Origin of the sequence: Mumia zhuanghuii, from assembly GCF_042681565.1 — a bacterium.
Lineage (GTDB): Bacteria > Actinomycetota > Actinomycetes > Propionibacteriales > Nocardioidaceae > Mumia.
Map to the genome: position 1 here is coordinate 899,786 of NZ_JBHUFT010000008.1, position 17,791 is coordinate 917,576.

General features: G+C 71.5%; 19 protein-coding genes. 16 read left to right on the forward strand and 3 right to left on the reverse strand.

Annotated elements, in window-relative coordinates:
• Positions 1-45 precede the first annotated feature (45 nt).
• The 3 genes from ACFSDF_RS12760 to ACFSDF_RS12770 are packed head-to-tail and all read left to right on the forward strand — an operon-like array spanning position 46 to position 2,408.
• Positions 46-432, forward strand: a complete 387-nt coding sequence (locus tag ACFSDF_RS12760; protein ID WP_167008292.1) for a hypothetical protein — start codon at positions 46-48, stop codon at positions 430-432.
• The gene (locus ACFSDF_RS12765) at positions 423-1,367 is read left to right on the forward strand and encodes an ROK family glucokinase (protein ID WP_167008295.1); all 945 of its coding nucleotides are present in this window, start codon (positions 423-425) and stop codon (positions 1,365-1,367) included. The genes ACFSDF_RS12760 and ACFSDF_RS12765 overlap by 10 nt, the downstream gene beginning before the upstream one ends.
• A 12-nt stretch (positions 1,368-1,379) precedes the next feature.
• Positions 1,380-2,408 (forward strand): ROK family glucokinase, encoded by a 1,029-nt coding sequence (locus tag ACFSDF_RS12770; protein WP_167008298.1) that lies wholly within the window; start codon positions 1,380-1,382, stop codon positions 2,406-2,408.
• On the opposite strand, the gene ACFSDF_RS12775 is transcribed toward ACFSDF_RS12770, so the two are convergent.
• The gene (locus tag ACFSDF_RS12775; RefSeq protein WP_167008301.1) at positions 2,389-3,129 is read right to left on the reverse strand and encodes a GntR family transcriptional regulator; all 741 of its coding nucleotides are present in this window, start codon (positions 3,127-3,129) and stop codon (positions 2,389-2,391) included. The genes ACFSDF_RS12770 and ACFSDF_RS12775 overlap by 20 nt on opposite strands.
• Before the next feature lie 125 nt (positions 3,130-3,254).
• Between ACFSDF_RS12775 and ACFSDF_RS12780 the strand changes: the two genes are divergently transcribed.
• The 12 genes from ACFSDF_RS12780 (at position 3,255) to ACFSDF_RS12835 (ending at position 15,695) form a co-directional block, all read left to right on the forward strand.
• The gene (locus ACFSDF_RS12780; RefSeq protein ID WP_208322511.1) at positions 3,255-4,121 is read left to right on the forward strand and encodes a TIM barrel protein; all 867 of its coding nucleotides are present in this window, start codon (positions 3,255-3,257) and stop codon (positions 4,119-4,121) included.
• The gene (gene iolC, locus ACFSDF_RS12785; RefSeq protein ID WP_465264196.1) at positions 4,118-5,077 is read left to right on the forward strand and encodes a 5-dehydro-2-deoxygluconokinase; all 960 of its coding nucleotides are present in this window, start codon (positions 4,118-4,120) and stop codon (positions 5,075-5,077) included. The genes ACFSDF_RS12780 and iolC overlap by 4 nt, the downstream gene beginning before the upstream one ends.
• Complete coding sequence (locus ACFSDF_RS12790) at positions 5,074-5,970, forward strand: Cgl0159 family (beta/alpha)8-fold protein (RefSeq protein WP_167008305.1); 897 nt, start codon at positions 5,074-5,076, stop codon at positions 5,968-5,970. Before iolC ends, ACFSDF_RS12790 begins: the two co-directional genes overlap by 4 nt.
• Positions 5,967-6,827 (forward strand): 5-deoxy-glucuronate isomerase, encoded by an 861-nt coding sequence (gene iolB, locus ACFSDF_RS12795; protein ID WP_377157749.1) that lies wholly within the window; start codon positions 5,967-5,969, stop codon positions 6,825-6,827. Before ACFSDF_RS12790 ends, iolB begins: the two co-directional genes overlap by 4 nt.
• Complete coding sequence (iolD, locus tag ACFSDF_RS12800) at positions 6,824-8,743, forward strand: 3D-(3,5/4)-trihydroxycyclohexane-1,2-dione acylhydrolase (decyclizing) (RefSeq protein ID WP_377157751.1); 1,920 nt, start codon at positions 6,824-6,826, stop codon at positions 8,741-8,743. The genes iolB and iolD overlap by 4 nt, the downstream gene beginning before the upstream one ends.
• The gene (locus ACFSDF_RS12805) at positions 8,740-9,702 is read left to right on the forward strand and encodes a sugar ABC transporter substrate-binding protein (protein WP_167008314.1); all 963 of its coding nucleotides are present in this window, start codon (positions 8,740-8,742) and stop codon (positions 9,700-9,702) included. Before iolD ends, ACFSDF_RS12805 begins: the two co-directional genes overlap by 4 nt.
• Positions 9,703-9,775: 73 nt before the next feature.
• Entirely contained in the window at positions 9,776-10,813 is a 1,038-nt protein-coding gene (locus tag ACFSDF_RS12810) for an ABC transporter permease (RefSeq protein WP_167008317.1), read from the forward strand.
• Positions 10,810-11,748 (forward strand): ATP-binding cassette domain-containing protein, encoded by a 939-nt coding sequence (locus ACFSDF_RS12815; RefSeq protein ID WP_167008320.1) that lies wholly within the window; start codon positions 10,810-10,812, stop codon positions 11,746-11,748. Before ACFSDF_RS12810 ends, ACFSDF_RS12815 begins: the two co-directional genes overlap by 4 nt.
• Positions 11,745-12,899, forward strand: coding sequence for a Gfo/Idh/MocA family protein (locus tag ACFSDF_RS12820; protein ID WP_377157754.1), 1,155 nt, complete (start codon positions 11,745-11,747; stop codon positions 12,897-12,899). Before ACFSDF_RS12815 ends, ACFSDF_RS12820 begins: the two co-directional genes overlap by 4 nt.
• The gene (locus tag ACFSDF_RS12825) at positions 12,884-13,903 is read left to right on the forward strand and encodes a Gfo/Idh/MocA family protein (RefSeq protein ID WP_377157756.1); all 1,020 of its coding nucleotides are present in this window, start codon (positions 12,884-12,886) and stop codon (positions 13,901-13,903) included. The genes ACFSDF_RS12820 and ACFSDF_RS12825 overlap by 16 nt, the downstream gene beginning before the upstream one ends.
• Complete coding sequence (locus ACFSDF_RS12830) at positions 13,900-14,919, forward strand: Gfo/Idh/MocA family oxidoreductase (protein ID WP_377157758.1); 1,020 nt, start codon at positions 13,900-13,902, stop codon at positions 14,917-14,919. Before ACFSDF_RS12825 ends, ACFSDF_RS12830 begins: the two co-directional genes overlap by 4 nt.
• Positions 14,916-15,695 carry a TIM barrel protein gene (locus tag ACFSDF_RS12835; RefSeq protein ID WP_377157760.1) on the forward strand — a complete coding sequence of 260 codons (780 nt, stop codon included), beginning with the start codon at positions 14,916-14,918 and terminating at the stop codon, positions 15,693-15,695. The genes ACFSDF_RS12830 and ACFSDF_RS12835 overlap by 4 nt, the downstream gene beginning before the upstream one ends.
• Before the next feature lie 3 nt (positions 15,696-15,698).
• Here the strand turns inward: ACFSDF_RS12835 and ACFSDF_RS12840 are convergent, their stop codons facing one another.
• The gene (locus ACFSDF_RS12840; RefSeq protein WP_167008329.1) at positions 15,699-16,142 is read right to left on the reverse strand and encodes a hypothetical protein; all 444 of its coding nucleotides are present in this window, start codon (positions 16,140-16,142) and stop codon (positions 15,699-15,701) included.
• Entirely contained in the window at positions 16,139-16,927 is a 789-nt protein-coding gene (locus tag ACFSDF_RS12845) for an alpha/beta hydrolase (RefSeq protein ID WP_243845175.1), read from the reverse strand. Before ACFSDF_RS12845 ends, ACFSDF_RS12840 begins: the two co-directional genes overlap by 4 nt.
• 140 nt (positions 16,928-17,067) lie before the next feature.
• On the opposite strand from ACFSDF_RS12845, the gene ACFSDF_RS12850 reads away from it, so the two are divergent.
• Positions 17,068-17,790: a lysophospholipid acyltransferase family protein gene (locus ACFSDF_RS12850; protein WP_167251900.1), complete on the forward strand. Its 723-nt coding sequence runs from the start codon at positions 17,068-17,070 to the stop codon at positions 17,788-17,790.
• Position 17,791: the final 1 nt, after the last annotated feature.

The following is a 17,791-nucleotide window of genomic DNA, read 5'->3' on the forward strand; positions in this document are numbered from 1 at the left end:
ACCCCACCCGCGCTGCACCCCACCGGAATCCGTACGAGGAGAGGCATGACTGCACCGAGCGGCGGCGACGACGTCGGGACCCTGGCGCACGAGGCGATGAAGCTGGCCCGTGTGCTTGCCCAGCAGGCGACCGAGGGTCGGTTCGCCGCCGGTGGTGAGGCGAACGGTGACACGGACGGTGAAGCGGGCGCGATCCCGCACGAGCACCGTCCGGAGGTCTGTGACTACTGCCCGCTCTGCCAGCTGCTCACGGTCGTGCGCCATGCACGCCCCGAGGTGGCCGAGCACCTGGTCTCAGCGCTGACCTCGCTGACGCTCGCGGCTCGTGGTGTGGTGGAGTCGTGGGCAACGCCCCGAGAGGCGGGGGACGACGGCAAGCGTGCCGACGACCCGGTGGAGAACATCGATGTGGAGGACGGGCCATGGCAGTGACGGTCGGAGTCGACATCGGCGGGACGAAGATCGCCGTCGCGGTCGTCGACGAGCACGGCGCCGTCGTGGCCCACGACCGGCGCAAGACGCCGGCGACCGACCCCACGCTGATCGTCGACGCTGTCGCGGAGTCAGTCAACGCGCTCAAGCGCGACCACGACGTCGAGGCCGTGGGCGTCGGCGCCGCGGGCTTCGTCGATGCAGCCCGTCGTACGGTGCTGTTCGCCCCCAACATCAAGTGGATCGACGAGCCGCTGGCCGACCGCCTCGAGGCTCTGGTCGACCTCCCCGTCGTCATCGAGAACGACGCCAACGCCGCGGCGTGGGGCGAGTTCCGCTTCGGTGCGGGCGCCGACGTCGACGACATGCTGCTGGTCACGGTCGGCACCGGGATCGGTGGCGGCATCATCCAGGGCGGCCGCCTCGACCGCGGCGCCTTCGGCGTCGCGGGCGAGATCGGGCACCTGCGGATGGTCCCGGCGGGGATCCGCTGCGGCTGCGGCCAGTACGGCTGCTGGGAGCAGTACGCCAGCGGGCGCGCGCTCGTGCGAGAGACCCGCGACCGCATCAGCGCGCAGATCGATCTCGCGAAGCCGCTGGCCACGCTCGTCGACGGTGACGTCTCGCTGATCACCGGCCAGATGGTGACCGAGCAGGCGCAGAAGGGCGACCCGATGGCGATCGATCTGATCGCCGACGTCGGCCGCTGGCTCGGCGAGGGCATCGCGAGCCTCGCCGCGGTGATCGACCCGAGCGTGGTGGCGATCGGTGGCGGTGTCGCTCGCGCCGGCGACCTGCTGCTGGAGCCGGCACGGACGGCGTTCCTGCGGTCGTTGTCGGCCCCCGTCTACCGGCCGCAGGCGGCGTTGCGCCCCGCAAGCCTCGGCAACGATGCCGGCATGATCGGCGCAGCCGATCTGGCCCGGACACGGTGACGGGGAGCACGGATGGCTGAGCGTCTCTCGATCGGTATCGACATCGGTGGCACCCGGGTCAAGGCCGGCGTCGTCGACCTCGACGGGCACGTGCTCGAGCGCCTGAGCCGTGACACGCCGACCACGAGCCCGGCGGCGGTCCTCGACGCGATCGCGGGCATCGTGGCGAGGCTGCGCCAGCACCACCACGTCACCTCGGTCGGCATCGGTGCGGCGGGGTTCGTCGACGCGACACAGTCGACGGTCCTCTTCTCTCCCCACCTCGCGTGGAGGCACGAGCCGCTGCGCGACGCGGTGCAGCGGCGTACCGGCCTGTCGGTCCTCGTCGACAACGACGCCAACGCCGCCGCGTGGGCGGAGTGGCGCTTCGGCGCCGCCCAAAACGAGGAGGACATGGTCTGTCTGACCCTCGGCACCGGCATCGGCGGGTCGCTCGTGATCGACGGACGCCCTCACCGGGGCCGGTTCGGCATCGCCGGCGAGTTCGGACACATGATCGTGGTGCCCGACGGTCGGGCGTGCGAGTGCGGCAACCGAGGGTGCCTCGAGCAGTACGCGAGCGGAAACGCGCTGATCCGTGACGCTCAGGCGGCGGTGGAGCGCGGCGAAGTCTATGGCAAGCGACTGCTCGAGCGCGTCGACGGTGATGCCGACCGGGTGAACGGTCTTGTCGTGTCGGAGCTGGCGCGCGAGGGCGACGAGGACGCGATCCGATCGCTGCACGACGTGGGGACGTGGCTCGGGGTCGGGATCGCCAACCTGGCCGCGGCGTTCGACCCGGGCCTCTTCGTGGTCGGCGGAGGAGTATCCGATGCCGACGACCTGCTGCTCGAGCCGGCACGGGCTGCCTTCCGACACACGCTGACGGGGCGCGGCTTCCGGCCGGAGGCGCTGATCGTCCGTGCACACCTGGGCAACGACGCGGGCATGATCGGTGCCGCCGACATGGCACGCACCGTCCGGCGCCGCGCGCGTCGAGGCCGCCGCAGGCGTCCCCTCACGGAGGGGTCGCTGGTGCGGCTCAGCGGTCGACGAGCGTGATCTCGAAGGCGTAGAGGTCGGGCCGGTACGCGTGCTCGCCGTACTCGACCGCGCGTCCGGCATCGTCGTATGCGGTGCGCTGCATGGTCAGCAGGGGAGCGCCTTTGCGCTCTGACAGGAGCCGTGCCTCCGTTGCGTCGGCGCGCCGGGCGCCGATCCGCTGCTTGGCGACCCGCATCCAGATCCCGGCGCTGCGCATCGCCGCATAGAGACCGACGTCGGTGAGGTCGATCTCGCCGAGGTCGAGCAGCGGCGCCGGGAGCAGGTTGTGCATGAGCGCGAGCGGCTCGTCGCCGATGTAGCGGACGCGCTCGAGGGACCACACGGGCGTGCCCGGCTCGAGCTGGAGCTCACGGGCCACATCCTCGCCGGCCTCGATGCGGTGCAGCCCGAGCACCTCCGTACGCGGGTCCTGCCCAGCGGCGGCGAGGTCGTCGTAAAGGCTGGTGAGTTCGACGGAGCGCCGGACCTTGCCGTGCACGACCTGGGTGCCGACCCCGCGCTTGCGGACGACCATGCCCTTGTCAACGAGGACCTGGATCGCCTGGCGGACCGTCGGGCGGGAGAGGCCGAGACGACCTGCGAGGGCGAGCTCGTTGTCGATCCGGTCGCCGGGCGCGAGCGTGCCGCTGACGATCGCCCCCTCGAGCTGCTCGGCGATCTGGAAGTACAGCGGCACCGGACTCGACCGGTCGAGCGAGATGTCTGGCCCAGCACCCATGCGAGAACTATAGGACCAGCTGACGTAAGAACGTCTATATGTCCTGACAAAGTATTGACACCTTATGTGAGGGTCGCCACACTGACGGCATCAGGACGACCAGCGACAAAGGCAAGGTGGACATGATGCGTGGCCGGATCGCCGGGGCTCCGATCTCGTGGGGTGTGTGCGAGGTCGAGGGGTGGGGCCTCCAGCTGTCGAGAGAGCGTGTGCTCGACGAGATGCGGGAGGTGGGCCTCGAGGCGACCGAGTTCGGGCCGGAGGGCTGGCTTCCCGACGACCCGGTGGCCAAGGCCGCGGTGCTCCGCGAGCACGGTCTGCAGGCGGTCGGGGGCTTCCTGCCGGTCGTGCTCCACGACGCCGACTCCGACCCGACCGCCGCGTTCGACGCCTTCGCGGACGCGTGCGTCGCCGCCGGTGCCGGGGTCGTCGTCCTCGCCGCCGCGACCGGGGTGAACGGGTACGACGCGCGTCCCGAGCTGGGCGAGGCCCAGTGGGCGACCCTCTGTGCACGCTTGGACGCCTTGCACGACCGCGCCCAGGCCCGCGGGCTGGTCGCCGCCCTCCATCCGCACGTGGGGACGATGGTCGAGGGTGCCGAGGAGGTCGAGACCGTGCTGACCCGCTCGCGTGTGTCCCTGTGCGTCGACACAGGACACCTCATGGCGGCGGGCGCCGACCCGGTCCTGCTGACCAAGGAACACCCGGACCGCATCGCGCACGTCCACCTCAAGGACGTCGACGCGCAGCTGGCGAGCGACGTGCACGAGGGCCGCTCCACGTTCAGCGACGCCGTACGGGCTGGCCTGTTCCGCCCGCTCGGGCAGGGTGACGTCGACGTCGCAGGCCTCGTCGGGCTGCTCGAGACGCACGGCTACGACGGCTGGTACGTGCTGGAGCAGGACGTGATGCTGGACCACGAGCCGGAGGGCGAGGGCCCGCTCGGCGACGTCCGGGCGAGCCTCACCTACCTCGAGGGTGTCGCCCCGTGACGCCACACGAGACGACACCCTTCGAGGTGCTGACGATGGGCCGGGTCGGGGTCGACATCTATCCCGAGCAGGTGGGCGTGGGGCTGGAGGACGTGACGTCGTTCGCCAAGTTCCTCGGCGGCAGCGCGACCAACGTCGCGGTTGCCGCTGCGCGGCTCGGTCGCCGGTCGGCGGTGATCACCCGTACCGGCGACGATCCCTTCGGCCGGTTCGTGCACCGGGCGCTCGACGGCTTCGGCGTCGACGACCGGTTCGTCACCTCCGTCGCCGGTCTTCCGACCCCGGTCACGTTCTGCGAGATCTTCCCTCCGGACGACTTCCCGCTGTACTTCTACCGCCTCCCGACCGCTCCCGATCTCCAGATCCGCGCCGACGAGCTCGACCTCGACGCCGTACGCGCGGCAGACGTGTTCTGGGTGACCGTGACGGGTCTGTCCGAGGAGCCGAGCCGGGAGGCGACGCTGACCGCGCTCGAGGCGCGCGGCGGGCGTGGCGTGACGGTGCTCGACCTCGACTACCGGCCGATGTTCTGGGCGTCGGCGGACGAGGCGAGCGCGCAGGTCGCCCGCGCGCTGCCGTACGTGACCGTGGCCGTCGGCAACCGCGAGGAGTGCGAGGTCGCGGTCGGCGAGTCCGACCCGGAGGCCGCGGCGAAGGCGCTGCGCGACGCCGGCGTGGGTCTGGCGGTCGTGAAGCAGGGGCCGGCCGGAGTGCTCGGCACGGAGGGCCGCGAGCACGTTGTCGTGCCGCCGGTGCCCGTCGAGGTGGTCAACGGCCTCGGCGCCGGCGACGCGTTCGGGGGTGCGCTGTGCCACGGGCTGCTGGAGAGGTGGGACCTGCGACGGACGCTGTCGTTCGCGAACGCCGCCGGCGCGTACGTCGCCGGGCAGCTGGCCTGCGCCGACGCGATGCCGGACGTCGCGCAGGTCACGACGATGCTGGGCGGTCACGCATGAGCACGCGCGTGACCGGATCCACCGTCGCCGAGCTCGTCGACGCCCGGGTCCGCGACCCGGAGTGCATCGGACGCCTTGCCGAGGAACGGCGCCGGCCTGACAGTCTCGTCGGCCAGACCGGCCGGCTCCTGCTCGTCGCCGCGGACCATCCCGCCCGTGGCGCGCTGCGGGCCGGCGACGACCCGTTGGCGATGGGCGACCGTGCCGTGCTGCTCGACAGGGTGGTCCGGGCGCTGGAGCGGCCCGGCGTCGACGGCTTCCTCGGGACGGCCGACCTCGTGGACGACCTGCTGCTGATGGGGGTGCTGGAGGACAAGGTCGTCTTCGGATCGATGAACCGTGGCGGCCTCGCGGGCACCGCGTTCGAGATCGACGACCGCTTCACCGGGTACGACGCGGCCTCGATCCGCCGGGCAGGTCTTCAAGGCGGCAAGATGCTGCTGCGCATCGATCCGTCGGACCCCGCTACGGTGCGAACGATGGAGGCGTGCGCACGAGCGGTCGACGACCTCGCCGCACACCGGCTGACGGCGATGGTCGAGCCGTTCCTCTCGCACCGCGACGAGCGGGGGCGGATCCGCAACGATCTCACGACCGAGGCGGTCGTACGGTCGGCGACCGTGGCCGCCGGGCTCGGAGGGACCTCGTCGCGGACCTGGCTGAAGCTGCCGGTCGTCGACGACATGGACGCGGTCCTCGCCGCCACCACGCTGCCGGTCGTCCTGCTCGGTGGCGAGGTGTCGTCGGACCAGGGGGCGCAGTTTGCCGCGTGGTCCAAGGCGCTCGCCAGTCCCCAGGTCCGGGGGATGGTCGTCGGCCGCTCGCTGCTGTACCCGCCTGACGGCGACGTCGAGGCAGCCGTGGACGCCACGGTGGAGATGATCTCCCGATGAGCGGGCGCGTTCTGCACAGCGCCCGCGAGGGGCAGGTCGCGCTCGACGTGACGCCGGAGAGCGCCGGGTGGGGCTTCAGCGGCCTGCGCGTCCTGCGGCTCGCACCGGGGGAGTCGTATGACGCCGCGACCGGGGACGCCGAGGTGCTGGTGCTCGCCCTGGCCGGCTCGTGCCGGGTGCGGTGCGGCGACGACGAGCTCGTCGTCGCCGGACGGCCGGACGTGTTCGCGGGGCCGAGCGACTTCATCTACGTCCCGAGAGGGGCAGACGTCACGATCGTGAGCGAGAACGGCGGCCGGTTCGCGCTCGCCTCGGCCCGATGCGACCGTACGCTCCCGTTCCGTCGCGTGGCCGCCGCCGACGTCCCGGTGGAGCTGCGGGGAGCCGGGAGCGCCAGCCGCCAGGTCCACAACCTGTGCCTGCCCGGCACGTTCGAGGCTGACCGGCTGATCGTCTGCGAGGTGCTGACGCCTGCCGGCAACTGGTCGTCGTACCCGCCGCACAAGCACGACGAGCAGGGCGAGCACGAGAGCGAGCTGGAGGAGATCTACTACTTCGAGGTCGCCGACGGGCCGAACGGGCCTGGCCTGGGCTATCAGCGCGTGTACGGCCATGACGGGGCGCCGATCGACGAGCTCGCCGAGGTGCGCTCGGGCGACGTTGTCCTCATCCCGTACGGCTGGCACGGCCCGTCGATGGCCGCACCCGGGTACGACCTCTACTACCTGAACGTGATGGCGGGCCCCGGAGACGAGCGGGCGTGGCTGATCAGCGACGACCCGCAGCACGCCTGGGTGCGCGACACCTGGGCAGACCAGCCCATCGACCCCCGGCTCCCGAAGGGAGGACCCCGATGAGCACGACCCGACTGACCGTCGCCCAGGCCCTCGTCCGGTTCCTGGAGGCGCAGCACGTCGAGCGCGACGGCGAAGAGAACGCGTTCTTCGCCGGCTGCTGGGGCATCTTCGGCCACGGCAACGTCGCCGGGATCGGCGAGGCCCTGCTCGAACGGGAGCTCTCCGGCGACCCGTCCCACCTGCGCTACCTGCAGGGCCGCAACGAGCAGGCGATGGTCCACGCGAGCGTCGCGTACGCCCGGCAGCGTGACCGCATGGCCGCCTTCGCGGTGACGGCGTCGGTCGGACCGGGCGCGACCAACATGGTCACCGGTGCCGCGCTCGCGACGATCAACCGCCTGCCGGTGCTGCTCCTGCCGGGAGACGTCTTCGCGACCCGCGTCGCGAACCCGGTGCTGCAGGAGCTCGAGGACCCGACCAGCATGAAGGCCTCGGTGAACGACACCTTCCGACCCGTCTCGCGCTACTGGGACCGCATCGAGCGCCCCGAGCAGCTCCCGTCCGCGCTGCTCGCCGCGATGCGGGTCCTTACCGACCCGGCCGACACCGGCGCGGTCACGCTGTGCCTGCCGCAGGACGTGCAGGCCGAGGCGTACGACTGGCCCGATGCGCTGTTCGAGCGGCGGGTCTGGCACATTGCGCGGCCGCTCCCCGAGCCGAGCCTCGTCGCGCAGGCGGCCGCGCTGATCCGCTCGGCGCAGCGCCCGCTCCTGGTCGCGGGCGGTGGCGTCCTCTACGCAGGTGCCGACGACGCGCTCCGTACGTTCGCCGAGGCGACCGGCATCCCGGTGGCGGAGACGCAGGCGGGCAAGGGCTCGCTCCCGTACGACCACCCGCAGGCGGTCGGCGCGATCGGGGCGACCGGGACGGAGGCCGCGGACGCGCTCGCGAACGAGGCCGACCTCGTCCTCGGCGTCGGGACGCGGTGGAGCGACTTCACCACCGCGTCGCGGACGGTGTTCGCCCACCCCGACGTCCGGTTCATCAACCTCAACGTCGCCGCCGTCGACGCGCACAAGCACGCCGGTCTCTCGCTGGTCGCGGACGCCCTTACCGGGCTGGAGGCGTTGACCGATGCGCTCTCGGGGTGGCGCGCACCCGCCGAGCACACCGCCGACGCGACCGAGCGGGCCCGCGCCTGGGACGCGGTCGTCGAGGAGGCGTACGGGCTCGAACACGAGCCGCTGCTCGCCCAGTCGGCCGTGATCGGGGTCGTCAACGAGGGGACGGATCCGCGCGACGTGGTGGTGTGCGCGGCGGGCTCCATGCCGGGCGACCTGCACAAGCTGTGGCGTACGCGCGACCGCAAGGGTTACCACGTCGAGTACGGCTACTCGTGCATGGGATACGAGATCGCAGGCGGTCTCGGCGTCAAGCTGGCGGCCGACGATGCGGGCGATCCGCGCGATGTCGTCGTCATGGTCGGTGACGGCTCCTACCTCATGATGAGCACCGAGCTGGTCACCGCGGTCGCCGAGGATGTCAAGATCGTCGTCGTGCTCGTTCAGAACCACGGCTACGCGTCGATCGGTGCGCTCTCGGATTCGTTGGGCTCGCACCGGTTCGGCACGCGCTACCGCTACCGGACGCCGTCCGGGCTCGACGGCGGCCGCCTCCCGGTCGACCTGGCGGCGAACGCCGCGTCGCTCGGCGCGGACGTCATCTCCGCGAAGAGCCTCGACGACCTGCGTGCGGCCCTGCGCAGTGCCAAAGCCTCGACGCGGACCACCGTGATCCACGTCGAGACAGACCCGCTCGTCCCGGCACCGGACAGCCCGGCCTGGTGGGACGTGCCCGTCGCGGAGGTGTCGACCCTCGACGCGACCCGCGAGGCCCGCGCGACGTACGACGCGCACAAGCAGAACCAGCGTCACCATCTCGAACCTCACAGAAATCAAGGAGATCGCCTGCCATGAACAGATTCAGACTCTTCGGAGTCGTCGCGGCTGCCACCCTCGCGCTGACCGCGTGCAGCGGGACGGGCCAGGACGACGACGGCGCCTCGGGCAACAAGGGGGACTTCACGTACGCCGTCATCACGCACTCCAGCGCGGGCGACGCGTTCTGGGACCGCGTCAAGTCCGGCACTGAGCAGGCCGGCGACGACTACGGCGTCACCGTGCAGTACGACAGCGACCCGGACCCGGCCGGCCAGTCGCAGAAGATCGACGGAGCGGTCGCCGACAAGGTCGACGGCATCGTCGTCTCGATGGCCAACCCTGACGGTCTGGAGACGAGCATCAAGGCGGCCGTCGCGGCCGGCATCCCGGTGGTGACGATCAACTCGGGCGTCGACCGTTTCCAGGAGTTCGGCGCGATCACCCACGTCGGCCAGAGCGAGACGATCGCCGGCCAGGCGGTGGGCCAGCGACTCAAGGACGAGGGCCTGTCCAACGTGGTCTGCGTGATCCAAGAGGCGGGCAACGTCGGCCTCGAGGAGCGCTGCAAGGCGGTGGGGGAGACCCTCGGCGGCAAGGTCGAGAACCTTCAGGTCGACGGCACCGACGACGCCGCCGTCCAGGCGAGCATCACGTCGAAGCTGCAGGCCGACTCCTCCATCGACGGCGTCCTCACCCTCGGCGGCCAGTACGCGATCGACGCGGTCGGCGCCGTCGAGCAGGCGGGGAGCGCCGCGAAGGTCGCCACCTTCGACCTTTCCGAGGACGTGATCACCAACGTCCAGGACGGCAAGATCCTCTTCGCCGTCGATCAGCAGCCGTACGTCCAGGGCTACCTCGGCGTGACGACGCTGTACCTGAAGGATCTCAACGGCAACGATGTCGGCGGTGGCCAGCCGGTCAACTCCGGACCCGCGTTCGTCACGCAGGAGAATGCCGACGACGTGCTCGAGTTCGCGAAGAACGGCACGCGCTGACGTGCCCGGTGGGGCCCCGGTCGGGGGAACGGGGCCCCACCACCCCCGCAGCCACCGCGACAGGAGAAGGACGATGGCGACAGCTACCGCACAACCAGACGAACGGCTCGCCACGACAGGTCCGGTGGCGCGGCTCCTCAAACGCCCTGAGATCGGCGCGCTCATCGCCGCGCTCGTGGTGTTCCTCTTCTTCGCGCTAACGACGGAGACTTTCGCCACCCCCGCAGGAGCCAGCACGTGGCTCCAGACGTCGTCGACGATCGGCATCATGGCGGTCGCCGTCGCGCTGCTGATGATCGGTGGCGAGTTCGACCTCTCGGCCGGCGTCATGACGGGCTTCACAGGGCTCACGGTCGGGGTTCTCACCACGCACTGGGGGCTGAACATCTGGGTCGCGATCGTGGTGGCCCTGGTCCTCGCGCTGGCGGTGGGCGCCCTCAACGGCTTCATGGTGATGAAGACCGGCCTGCCGAGCTTCATCGTCACGCTCGGCACGTTCTTCGTGCTCCAAGGCATCGACCTCGCGCTCGTGAAGCTGATCATCGGACAGGTCGCGATCCAGGGGATGTCCAACGTCCCCTTCTACGCCCAGCCGCAGAAGATCTTCGGGTCGACCTTCTCCGTGGGCGGCGCCACCATCCACGTCTCGGTGCTCTGGTGGATCGCGGTCACGATCATCGCGTCGTGGGTGCTCATGCGGACCCGCGCAGGCAACTGGATCTTTGCGGTCGGGGGAGCACAGTCCGCCTCGCGCCAGGTCGGCGTGCCGGTGTTCCGGACCAAGATCGGGCTGTTCATGACCACTGCCTTCGCCGGCTGGCTGGTCGGGATGCTGGTCCTGTTCCGGACGTCGACCGTGCAGAGCAACACGGGCATCGGCCAGGAGTTCATCTACATCATCTGCGCGGTCGTCGGCGGATGCCTGCTCACCGGCGGGTACGGATCGGCGATCGGCGCCGCCCTAGGGGCCCTCATCTACGGGATGGTCAACCAGGGCATCCCGTACTCCGGCTGGGACAGCAACTGGCTGAAGGCGGTCCTCGGCGTGATGCTCCTGGGGGCGTGCCTGATCAACAACTGGGTTCGCAAGAGGGCGGAGAACGCACGATGAGCAGCGCGGGCAAGCAGCAGGAGAGCACGAGCGTCACCACGAGCGCGCCGCCCCCTCCCGGGACGACGATCATCGAGGTCCGCGACATCGGCAAGCACTACGGCAACATCAACGCGTTGAGCGACGTCTCGACGACCGTGAAGGCCGGTGAGGTGACATGCGTCCTCGGCGACAACGGCGCGGGCAAGTCGACGTTCATCAAGATCCTCGCCGGAGCGCACGAGCACTCCGAGGGGACGCTTCTCGTCGACGGCATCGCGCGCCAGTTCGCGAGCCCGCGCGCTGCGCTCGCCCTCGGCATCGCGACGGTCTACCAGGACCTGGCGGTCGTGCCGTTGATGCCGGTGTGGCGCAACTTCTTCCTCGGGTCGGAGCCGACGAAGGGGGTGGGCCCTCTGAGGCGGCTCGACATCGACCTCATGAAGCGCACCACCAAGAAGGAGCTCGCCGACATGGGCATCGACCTGCGCGATGTCGATCAGCCCATCGGCACGCTGTCCGGCGGCGAGCGTCAGTGCGTCGCCATCGCCCGGGCGGTCTACTTCGGGGCGCGGGTGCTGATCCTCGACGAGCCCACCGCCGCCCTCGGCGTGAAGCAGTCCGGCGTGGTCCTCAAGTACATCGCGAAGGCCCGTGAGCGCGGCCTCGGCGTCGTGTTCATCACGCACAACCCGCACCATGCGTACCCGGTCGGAGACCGGTTCGTCCTGCTGCGCCGCGGACGCAGCATGGGTGACTTCCCGAAGTCTGAGATGACGCTCGACGAGCTGACCGCGATGATGGCCGGCGGCGCCGAGCTGGAGGCGCTGGGCCACGAACTGAGCCGCGACCTCGGTGCCGACTCGGCGATCGCGCAGGAACTGGTCGCCGATGCCGCCGGGGTCGAGGCGGCGATCGACACCCCCACCGAGCCGGAAGGGCGTACGCGCGCATGACGCACGACCTGCGGGTGGCGGTGGTCGGGTTCGGGTGGATGGGCCAGGCCCACGCCCGCGCCTACGCGCGGCTCCTCCACCACTACCCGGACGCGCCGCGGCGGCCACGCCTCGTGGCAGTGGCCGACACCGCCGACGACGACCGGCTCGCACGCGCCGCTGCCGCATACGGGTTCGAGCGGACCTACGCCGACTGGCGCGACCTCCTCGAGCGCGAGGACGTCGACGTCGTGTCGGTGACGGGGCCGAACGACATCCACGCCGAGGTCGGTGTAGCCGTCGCCGAGGCAGGCAAGCATCTCTGGATCGAGAAGCCGGCCGGACGGAGCGCCGACGAGACCCGCGCGATCGGCGCGGCGGTGGACGCGGCCGGCGTGCAGTCGGCGGTCGGGTTCAACTACCGCAACGCGCCGGCGGTCGAGCGTGCCAAGGAGCTCGTCGAATCGGGCCGGCTCGGCACGCTGACGCACGTCGACGTCCGCTTCGTCTCCGACTACGCCGCGCACCCGCAGGGCGCGCTCACCTGGCGCTTCCAGGACGCGTACGCCGGCTCCGGTGTCCTCGGCGACCTTGTCAGCCACGCGACGGACCTGGCCCGCTTCGTCGTCGGCGACATCGCCGAGCTCGTCGCCGACGATGCGCGGTTCATCCCTCAGCGTCCGCCCTCGGTCGGGGCGGCGTCGCACTTCTCGCGCGGCGGCGGGGGGCCGCTCGTCGACGTCGAGAACGAGGACTACGTGGGCGCGCTGCTCCGCTTCGCCGGCGGCGCGCGCGGGACGCTCTCGTCGAGCCGCGCGTCGGTGGGCGAGCAGTGCACGTACGGCATCGAGGTGCACGGCACGAAGGGCGCGCTCGTCTGGGACTTCCGCCGGATCGGCGAGCTCCGGGTGTGCCTCGACCAGGACTATCAGGACGCCTCGTACGCGACCTGGTTGGTGAGGCCGGGCGACGGTGAGCTCGGCGCCTTCCAGCCCGGCGCCGGCATCGCGATGGGCTACGACGACCTCAAGGTGATCGAGGCCGAGCGCCTCGTACGGTCGATCGCCGACGGCAAGCCGCACGGTGCGACGATCCACGACGCGGTCGTCGCTGCGCAGACGATCGACGCCATGCGTGCGTCGCTCGCAGAGCGCCGGTGGGTGACACTGTGACGGCCGCGCTGCGGGTCGGGGTCGTCGGTGCGGGGGCGATGGGCGCCGACCACGTCCGTACTCTGACGACGGCCGTTCCCGGCACCGCCGTGACGAGGGTCTACGACCGCGACACCGCGCGAGCCGAGCAGCTGGCGCAGCCGGCTGGCGGCGAGGTCGCGGCGTCGGCCGAGGAGCTGATCGGGTCCGACGAGGTCGACGCCGTCATCATCGCCTCGCCGGACATGACCCACGCCGACCTCGCCGTGGCCTGCATCTCCGCGGGCAAGCCCGTGCTGTGCGAGAAGCCGCTGGCCGTCACCGCGCAGGACGCGCTCCGCGTCGTCGAGGCCGAGGTCGCTGGGGGCCGACGGCTGGTCCAGGTCGGCTTCATGCGCCGGTACGACCCCGGCTACGCGCGGTTGAAGGAGACGGTGACCTCTGGCGTGCTCGGCGACGTGCGGGTCGTGCACAACGTGCACCGCAACGCCTCCAGCGCCACGAGCGCGACCGGACCCGGCATCATCACCGGGTCGATGATCCATGAGCTCGACACGGTCGCCTGGCTGCTCGACGACGAGATCGTCGGCATCCGGGTCGAGTCGCCGGTGCGCGACGGGCTCCCCGACCCCCAGCTCGCGATGCTGGAGATGGCCGGGGGAGCGCTCGCGACGGTCGAGGTCTTCGTCAACGCCGGCTACGGGTACGACGTCCGCTGCGAGGTCGTCGGCACGACCGGCACGGCCTCCCTCGTCCCGACCCCCGCGGTCAGCACGAGGATCGCCGGCGTCGAGGGCGTCGAGGTCGCGCGCGACTTCGTGGTCCACTTCGCCGACGCCTACCGGCACGAGCTGGCGGCGTGGGCCCGTGCCGCGCGCGCCGGCGGGGTCGACGGTCCGACCGCGTGGGACGGCTATCTCGCGAACGTCGTCGCCGAGGCCGGGGTCGCCGCGCTCCTCGGCGGCAGCCGCCAGGCCGTGGTCAGCGCGACGCGCCCCGACCTGTACGCCCGGGGCGAGCGATGAGCGCGGTCCGCATCGGGCTGATCGGTGCCGGACGGATCGGAGCGGCCCACGCCGAGACCCTCGCCCGCAGGGTCCACGGGGCCGATCTCGTCGCCGTGGCCGACCCGCGTCCCGGCGTTGCGGCGGCACTGGCCGAGTCGCTCGGCGCACGGGGCGAGACCTCCGCGGAGGCCGTGATCGGCGCCGACGACGTCGATGCGGTCGTGATCGCGGCGTCGTCGACCGCGCACACGGCCCTCGTGGTCGCCGCCGCGCAGGCCGGCAAGCACGTGTTCTGCGAGAAGCCGGCGGGCATGACGCTCGCCGAGATCGACCAGGGGCTCGCGGCGACGGCTGCGGCGGGCGTGGTGTTCCAGGTCGGGTTCAACCGGCGCTTCGCCCGCGACTTCCGTGCCGCTCACGAGGCGATCGCCGACGGCACGATCGGCAGTGTGCGGATGATGCGGTCGCTCACCCGCGACCCCGGGGACGGCCCGGCCGACCCCGGTGCGGTGCCGCCGTGGACGATCTTCACCCAGACGCTCATCCACGACTTCGACACGCTGAACTGGCTCAACCCCGGCGCGCGCGCCGTCGACGTGCTCGCGACGGCAGACGCGCTGGTGGCGCCCGACTTCAAGGCCTCCGGGCTGCTGGACTCCGCCGTCGTGGTGATCCGCTACGACAACGGAGCGATCGCCACCGCCGAGGCGAGCTTCGCCGCGGCGTACGGCTACGACGTACGGGGCGAAGTCCTGGGCTCGGCGGGCATGGTGACTGCGGGCGACGGCGCCTCGTCGTCGATGCGGCTGCACGTCGCGTCCGGGCGCCTGGCCGGTACGGCGCGCGGTGACGTCGAGCTGCTCGGCGACGCGTACGCGGCCGAGCTCGCCGAGTTCGTCGCCGCGGTGCAGGAGGGGAGGGCCCCGTACGTCACCGGGGCCGACGCGCGCGCCGCCCTCGCGATCGCGCAGGCGTGCATCGCGTCGATGCGCTCCGACGCTCGCGTCGAGGTCGACAAGGGGCTCCCGGCGTGACCTTCACCCTCGCCGTCTGCTCGGAGATGGTCTATCTCGGCCTGCCCCACCTCGAGCGGGTGCGCACGATCCACGACGCCGGGTTCGCGGTCGAGATCTGGGACTGGACGAGCAAAGACGCGGCCCTGCTCGCCGGCACCGGCGCACGCTTCACGTCGATGACCGGCTACGTGAGCGGCGACCTGGTCACGCCCGACGGCGCCGACGAGCTGCTGCGTACGGCGGCCGAGTCGATCCCGTTCGCGCACGCGATCGGCTGTCCCACGCTCAACATCCACGGCACCGGCCTCGGCGACGGAGGCATCCCCGTACGCCCGGTCGAGGTCGTCACCGGCGAGATGTGGCTGTCGGCGCTGCGCACGCTCGAGCGGGTCGCCGCGCTCGCCGAGCGCGAGGGCGTGACGTACGTGCTCGAGAACCTCAACACCGAGGTCGACCACCCGGGCACGCCGTTCGGCCGGGCCGCAGACACGCTCGCGCTGGTGCGGGCCGTTGGCAGCGACCACCTCAAGATGAACCTCGACCTCTACCACGCACAGATCGGCGAGGGGAATCTCGTCGAGCTCGTCCGCAGGGCGGCCCCGTACGTCGGTGAGGTGCAGGTCGCCGACGTGCCGGGCCGCTGCGAGCCCGGCACCGGCGAGGTCCGGTGGTCGTACGTCGCCCAGGAGCTGGCCGCCACGGGCTACGACGGCGTGGTCGCCCTGGAAGCCTGGGCCTCAGGCGGCTCCGACCTCGCGCTCGAGCGCTTTCGTGAGGCGTTCACGGTGGAGTGAGGGTCAGAGGACAGCGCCGTGGTCGGGGTCGTCACCGCGATTGTGGTCGCCACGGCGTACGAGCAGCACGAGCAGGCCCGCCACGAACGCCACGACCGCGGCGCCCGGGATGACGCCGGGGACCGGGGCGCCGACGACCGCGAGCACGAACAGCAGCGCCGGCCCGCCGATCAGCCCCGCCCACGCGGCGCGGGTCCAGCGGTCGCCCGGCGGCAACGGCTCGGGCTCCGGCGGCACGAAGTCGCCGTCCTGCCAGGCGTCGTCATCCTCCTCGTCCGGCAGCGGGTCGGACCAGCGCGGCTGGAACACCTCCTGCGCGCCCGCCGGTGGCGCCAGCGCGTTGGTCGCGCTCGTGTCGGGTGGGTCCTCGTCGGCGTCGGGGAGCGAGAGCTCCAGACCTGCCACGATCCGCTCGAACTCCTCGTCGTCGGAGGTCGATCCGCTCATCGGGCCGGATCACTCTCCTGCGGGCTGGGGCTGGTGTGGCGGGCGATGAACGCCGCCGACTCCTGCCAGATCCGATCGGCGTCGTGGTCGAGCGTCGCCACGTGATAGCTGTCCTCCAGGACGACCTCGACCGCCACCGCCGAGGAGACCCCGGCGAGGACGATCCGGGCGGACGACGGGTCGAGCACGTGGTCGTCCACGGAGCGGAACAGCAGCAGGGGCTGCATGACGCGGTGCAGGTTGGCGCGGACGTCGGCCCACAGCCTCGTCTGCGACCACAGAGCGTGCAGCGGCGTACGGTCGTAGCCCGACTCGTCCACCCCGGCCTTCTTGATGTCGTTGCCGATGCCGGGGAGCGACGGGACCACGTGGCGCAGGACGGGGAGCGCGGCGAGCCGGCGATCGACCAGGTTGACCGCCGGGTTCACCAGGACGATCGCGTCGACGTCGGAGGGGCGTTGCTCGGCGAGCCGCAGCGCGAGCGCGCCGCCCATCGACAGGCCGGCGACGGCGACGTGGTCGCAGCGGCTCCGCAGGTCGTCGAGCGCGCGGTCGACGTCGGCGTACCAGTCCTCCCAGCGTGTGCGGTTGAGCTCCTGCCACGTCGTGCCGTGGCCAGGCAGCCGCGGCACGCGCACGGTGAACCCCTGCGAGGCGAGGTGACGTGCCCATGGCGTCATTGAGGCGGGCGACCCGGTGAACCCGTGGCAGAGCAGCACACCGGTCCGGCCGCTGTCGAGTGCCAGCGGGTGCGCGAGCGGGTGCAGCATGGGGGCTTGAGCCATACCTCCATCTTCTCCCACGGGGCCCCGTCCGTGCCAGGGGATCGCCACCTCCGGCGACCTCGAGGAGCGGCCGACGGGTGCAGTCCTCGCCAGCTGACGGCTCGCGCAATGTACGCTTTCGCTGATCGAGAGGGGAAGTCTTGCTCTACTGGCTGCTCAAGTTCGTAGTCCTAGGCCCGGTGCTGAAGGTCGTGTTCAGGCCGGAGGCCTCGGGGACGGAGAACGTGCCTGCCGAGGGGCCGGTGATCATCGCGAGCAACCACCTCTCCTACAGCGACTGGCTGTTCATGCCCCTCGTCGTGCCGCGCCGGGTGACGTTCGTCGCCAAGGCGGAGTACTTCACGAGTCCCGGCATCAAGGGCTGGTTCCAGAAGACGTTCTTCTCCTCCACCGGGCAGGTCCCGATCGACCGTACGGGCGGGCGTGCCTCTGAGGGGGCCCTGCGCACCCAGTTGCGTCTGCTGTCCAAGGGCGAGGTCTGCGGGATCTACCCCGAGGGCACGCGCTCGCCGGACGGGCGTCTCTACCGCGGCCGTACGGGCGTCGCGCGGCTCGCGCTGGAGTCCGGCGTGCCGGTGATCCCGGTCGCGGTGACGGGCACCAACGTCGTCGCGCCTCCGGGCAAGATCTTCGGCCGCTACACCCGTCCGAGCGTGCGCTTCGGCGAGCCGCTGGACTTCAGCCGGTACGAGGGGATGGCCGACGACCGCTACATCCTCCGCGCGATCACCGACGAGATCATGTACGAGATCATGCGGCTCTCGGGTCAGGAGTACGTCGACACGTACGCCTCGCGGTCGCGCAAGGCGGAGCCCGAGGCCGCGGCGGAGCCCGACGTCCACGAGCTCCCGAAGGCGTCGTAGG

Coding starts and splice junctions, on each gene's coding strand:
- ACFSDF_RS12760 (WP_167008292.1), top strand. CDS start 46: ATGACTGCACCGAGCGGCGGCGACGACGTCGGGACCCTGGCGCACGAG.
- ACFSDF_RS12765 (WP_167008295.1), top strand. CDS start 423: ATGGCAGTGACGGTCGGAGTCGACATCGGCGGGACGAAGATCGCCGTC.
- ACFSDF_RS12770 (WP_167008298.1), top strand. CDS start 1,380: ATGGCTGAGCGTCTCTCGATCGGTATCGACATCGGTGGCACCCGGGTC.
- ACFSDF_RS12775 (WP_167008301.1), bottom strand. CDS start 3,129: ATGGGTGCTGGGCCAGACATCTCGCTCGACCGGTCGAGTCCGGTGCCG.
- ACFSDF_RS12780 (WP_208322511.1), top strand. CDS start 3,255: ATGCGTGGCCGGATCGCCGGGGCTCCGATCTCGTGGGGTGTGTGCGAG.
- ACFSDF_RS12790 (WP_167008305.1), top strand. CDS start 5,074: ATGAGCACGCGCGTGACCGGATCCACCGTCGCCGAGCTCGTCGACGCC.
- iolB (WP_377157749.1), top strand. CDS start 5,967: ATGAGCGGGCGCGTTCTGCACAGCGCCCGCGAGGGGCAGGTCGCGCTC.
- iolD (WP_377157751.1), top strand. CDS start 6,824: ATGAGCACGACCCGACTGACCGTCGCCCAGGCCCTCGTCCGGTTCCTG.
- ACFSDF_RS12805 (WP_167008314.1), top strand. CDS start 8,740: ATGAACAGATTCAGACTCTTCGGAGTCGTCGCGGCTGCCACCCTCGCG.
- ACFSDF_RS12810 (WP_167008317.1), top strand. CDS start 9,776: ATGGCGACAGCTACCGCACAACCAGACGAACGGCTCGCCACGACAGGT.
- ACFSDF_RS12815 (WP_167008320.1), top strand. CDS start 10,810: ATGAGCAGCGCGGGCAAGCAGCAGGAGAGCACGAGCGTCACCACGAGC.
- ACFSDF_RS12820 (WP_377157754.1), top strand. CDS start 11,745: ATGACGCACGACCTGCGGGTGGCGGTGGTCGGGTTCGGGTGGATGGGC.
- ACFSDF_RS12830 (WP_377157758.1), top strand. CDS start 13,900: ATGAGCGCGGTCCGCATCGGGCTGATCGGTGCCGGACGGATCGGAGCG.
- ACFSDF_RS12840 (WP_167008329.1), bottom strand. CDS start 16,142: ATGAGCGGATCGACCTCCGACGACGAGGAGTTCGAGCGGATCGTGGCA.
- ACFSDF_RS12845 (WP_243845175.1), bottom strand. CDS start 16,927: ATGGCTCAAGCCCCCATGCTGCACCCGCTCGCGCACCCGCTGGCACTC.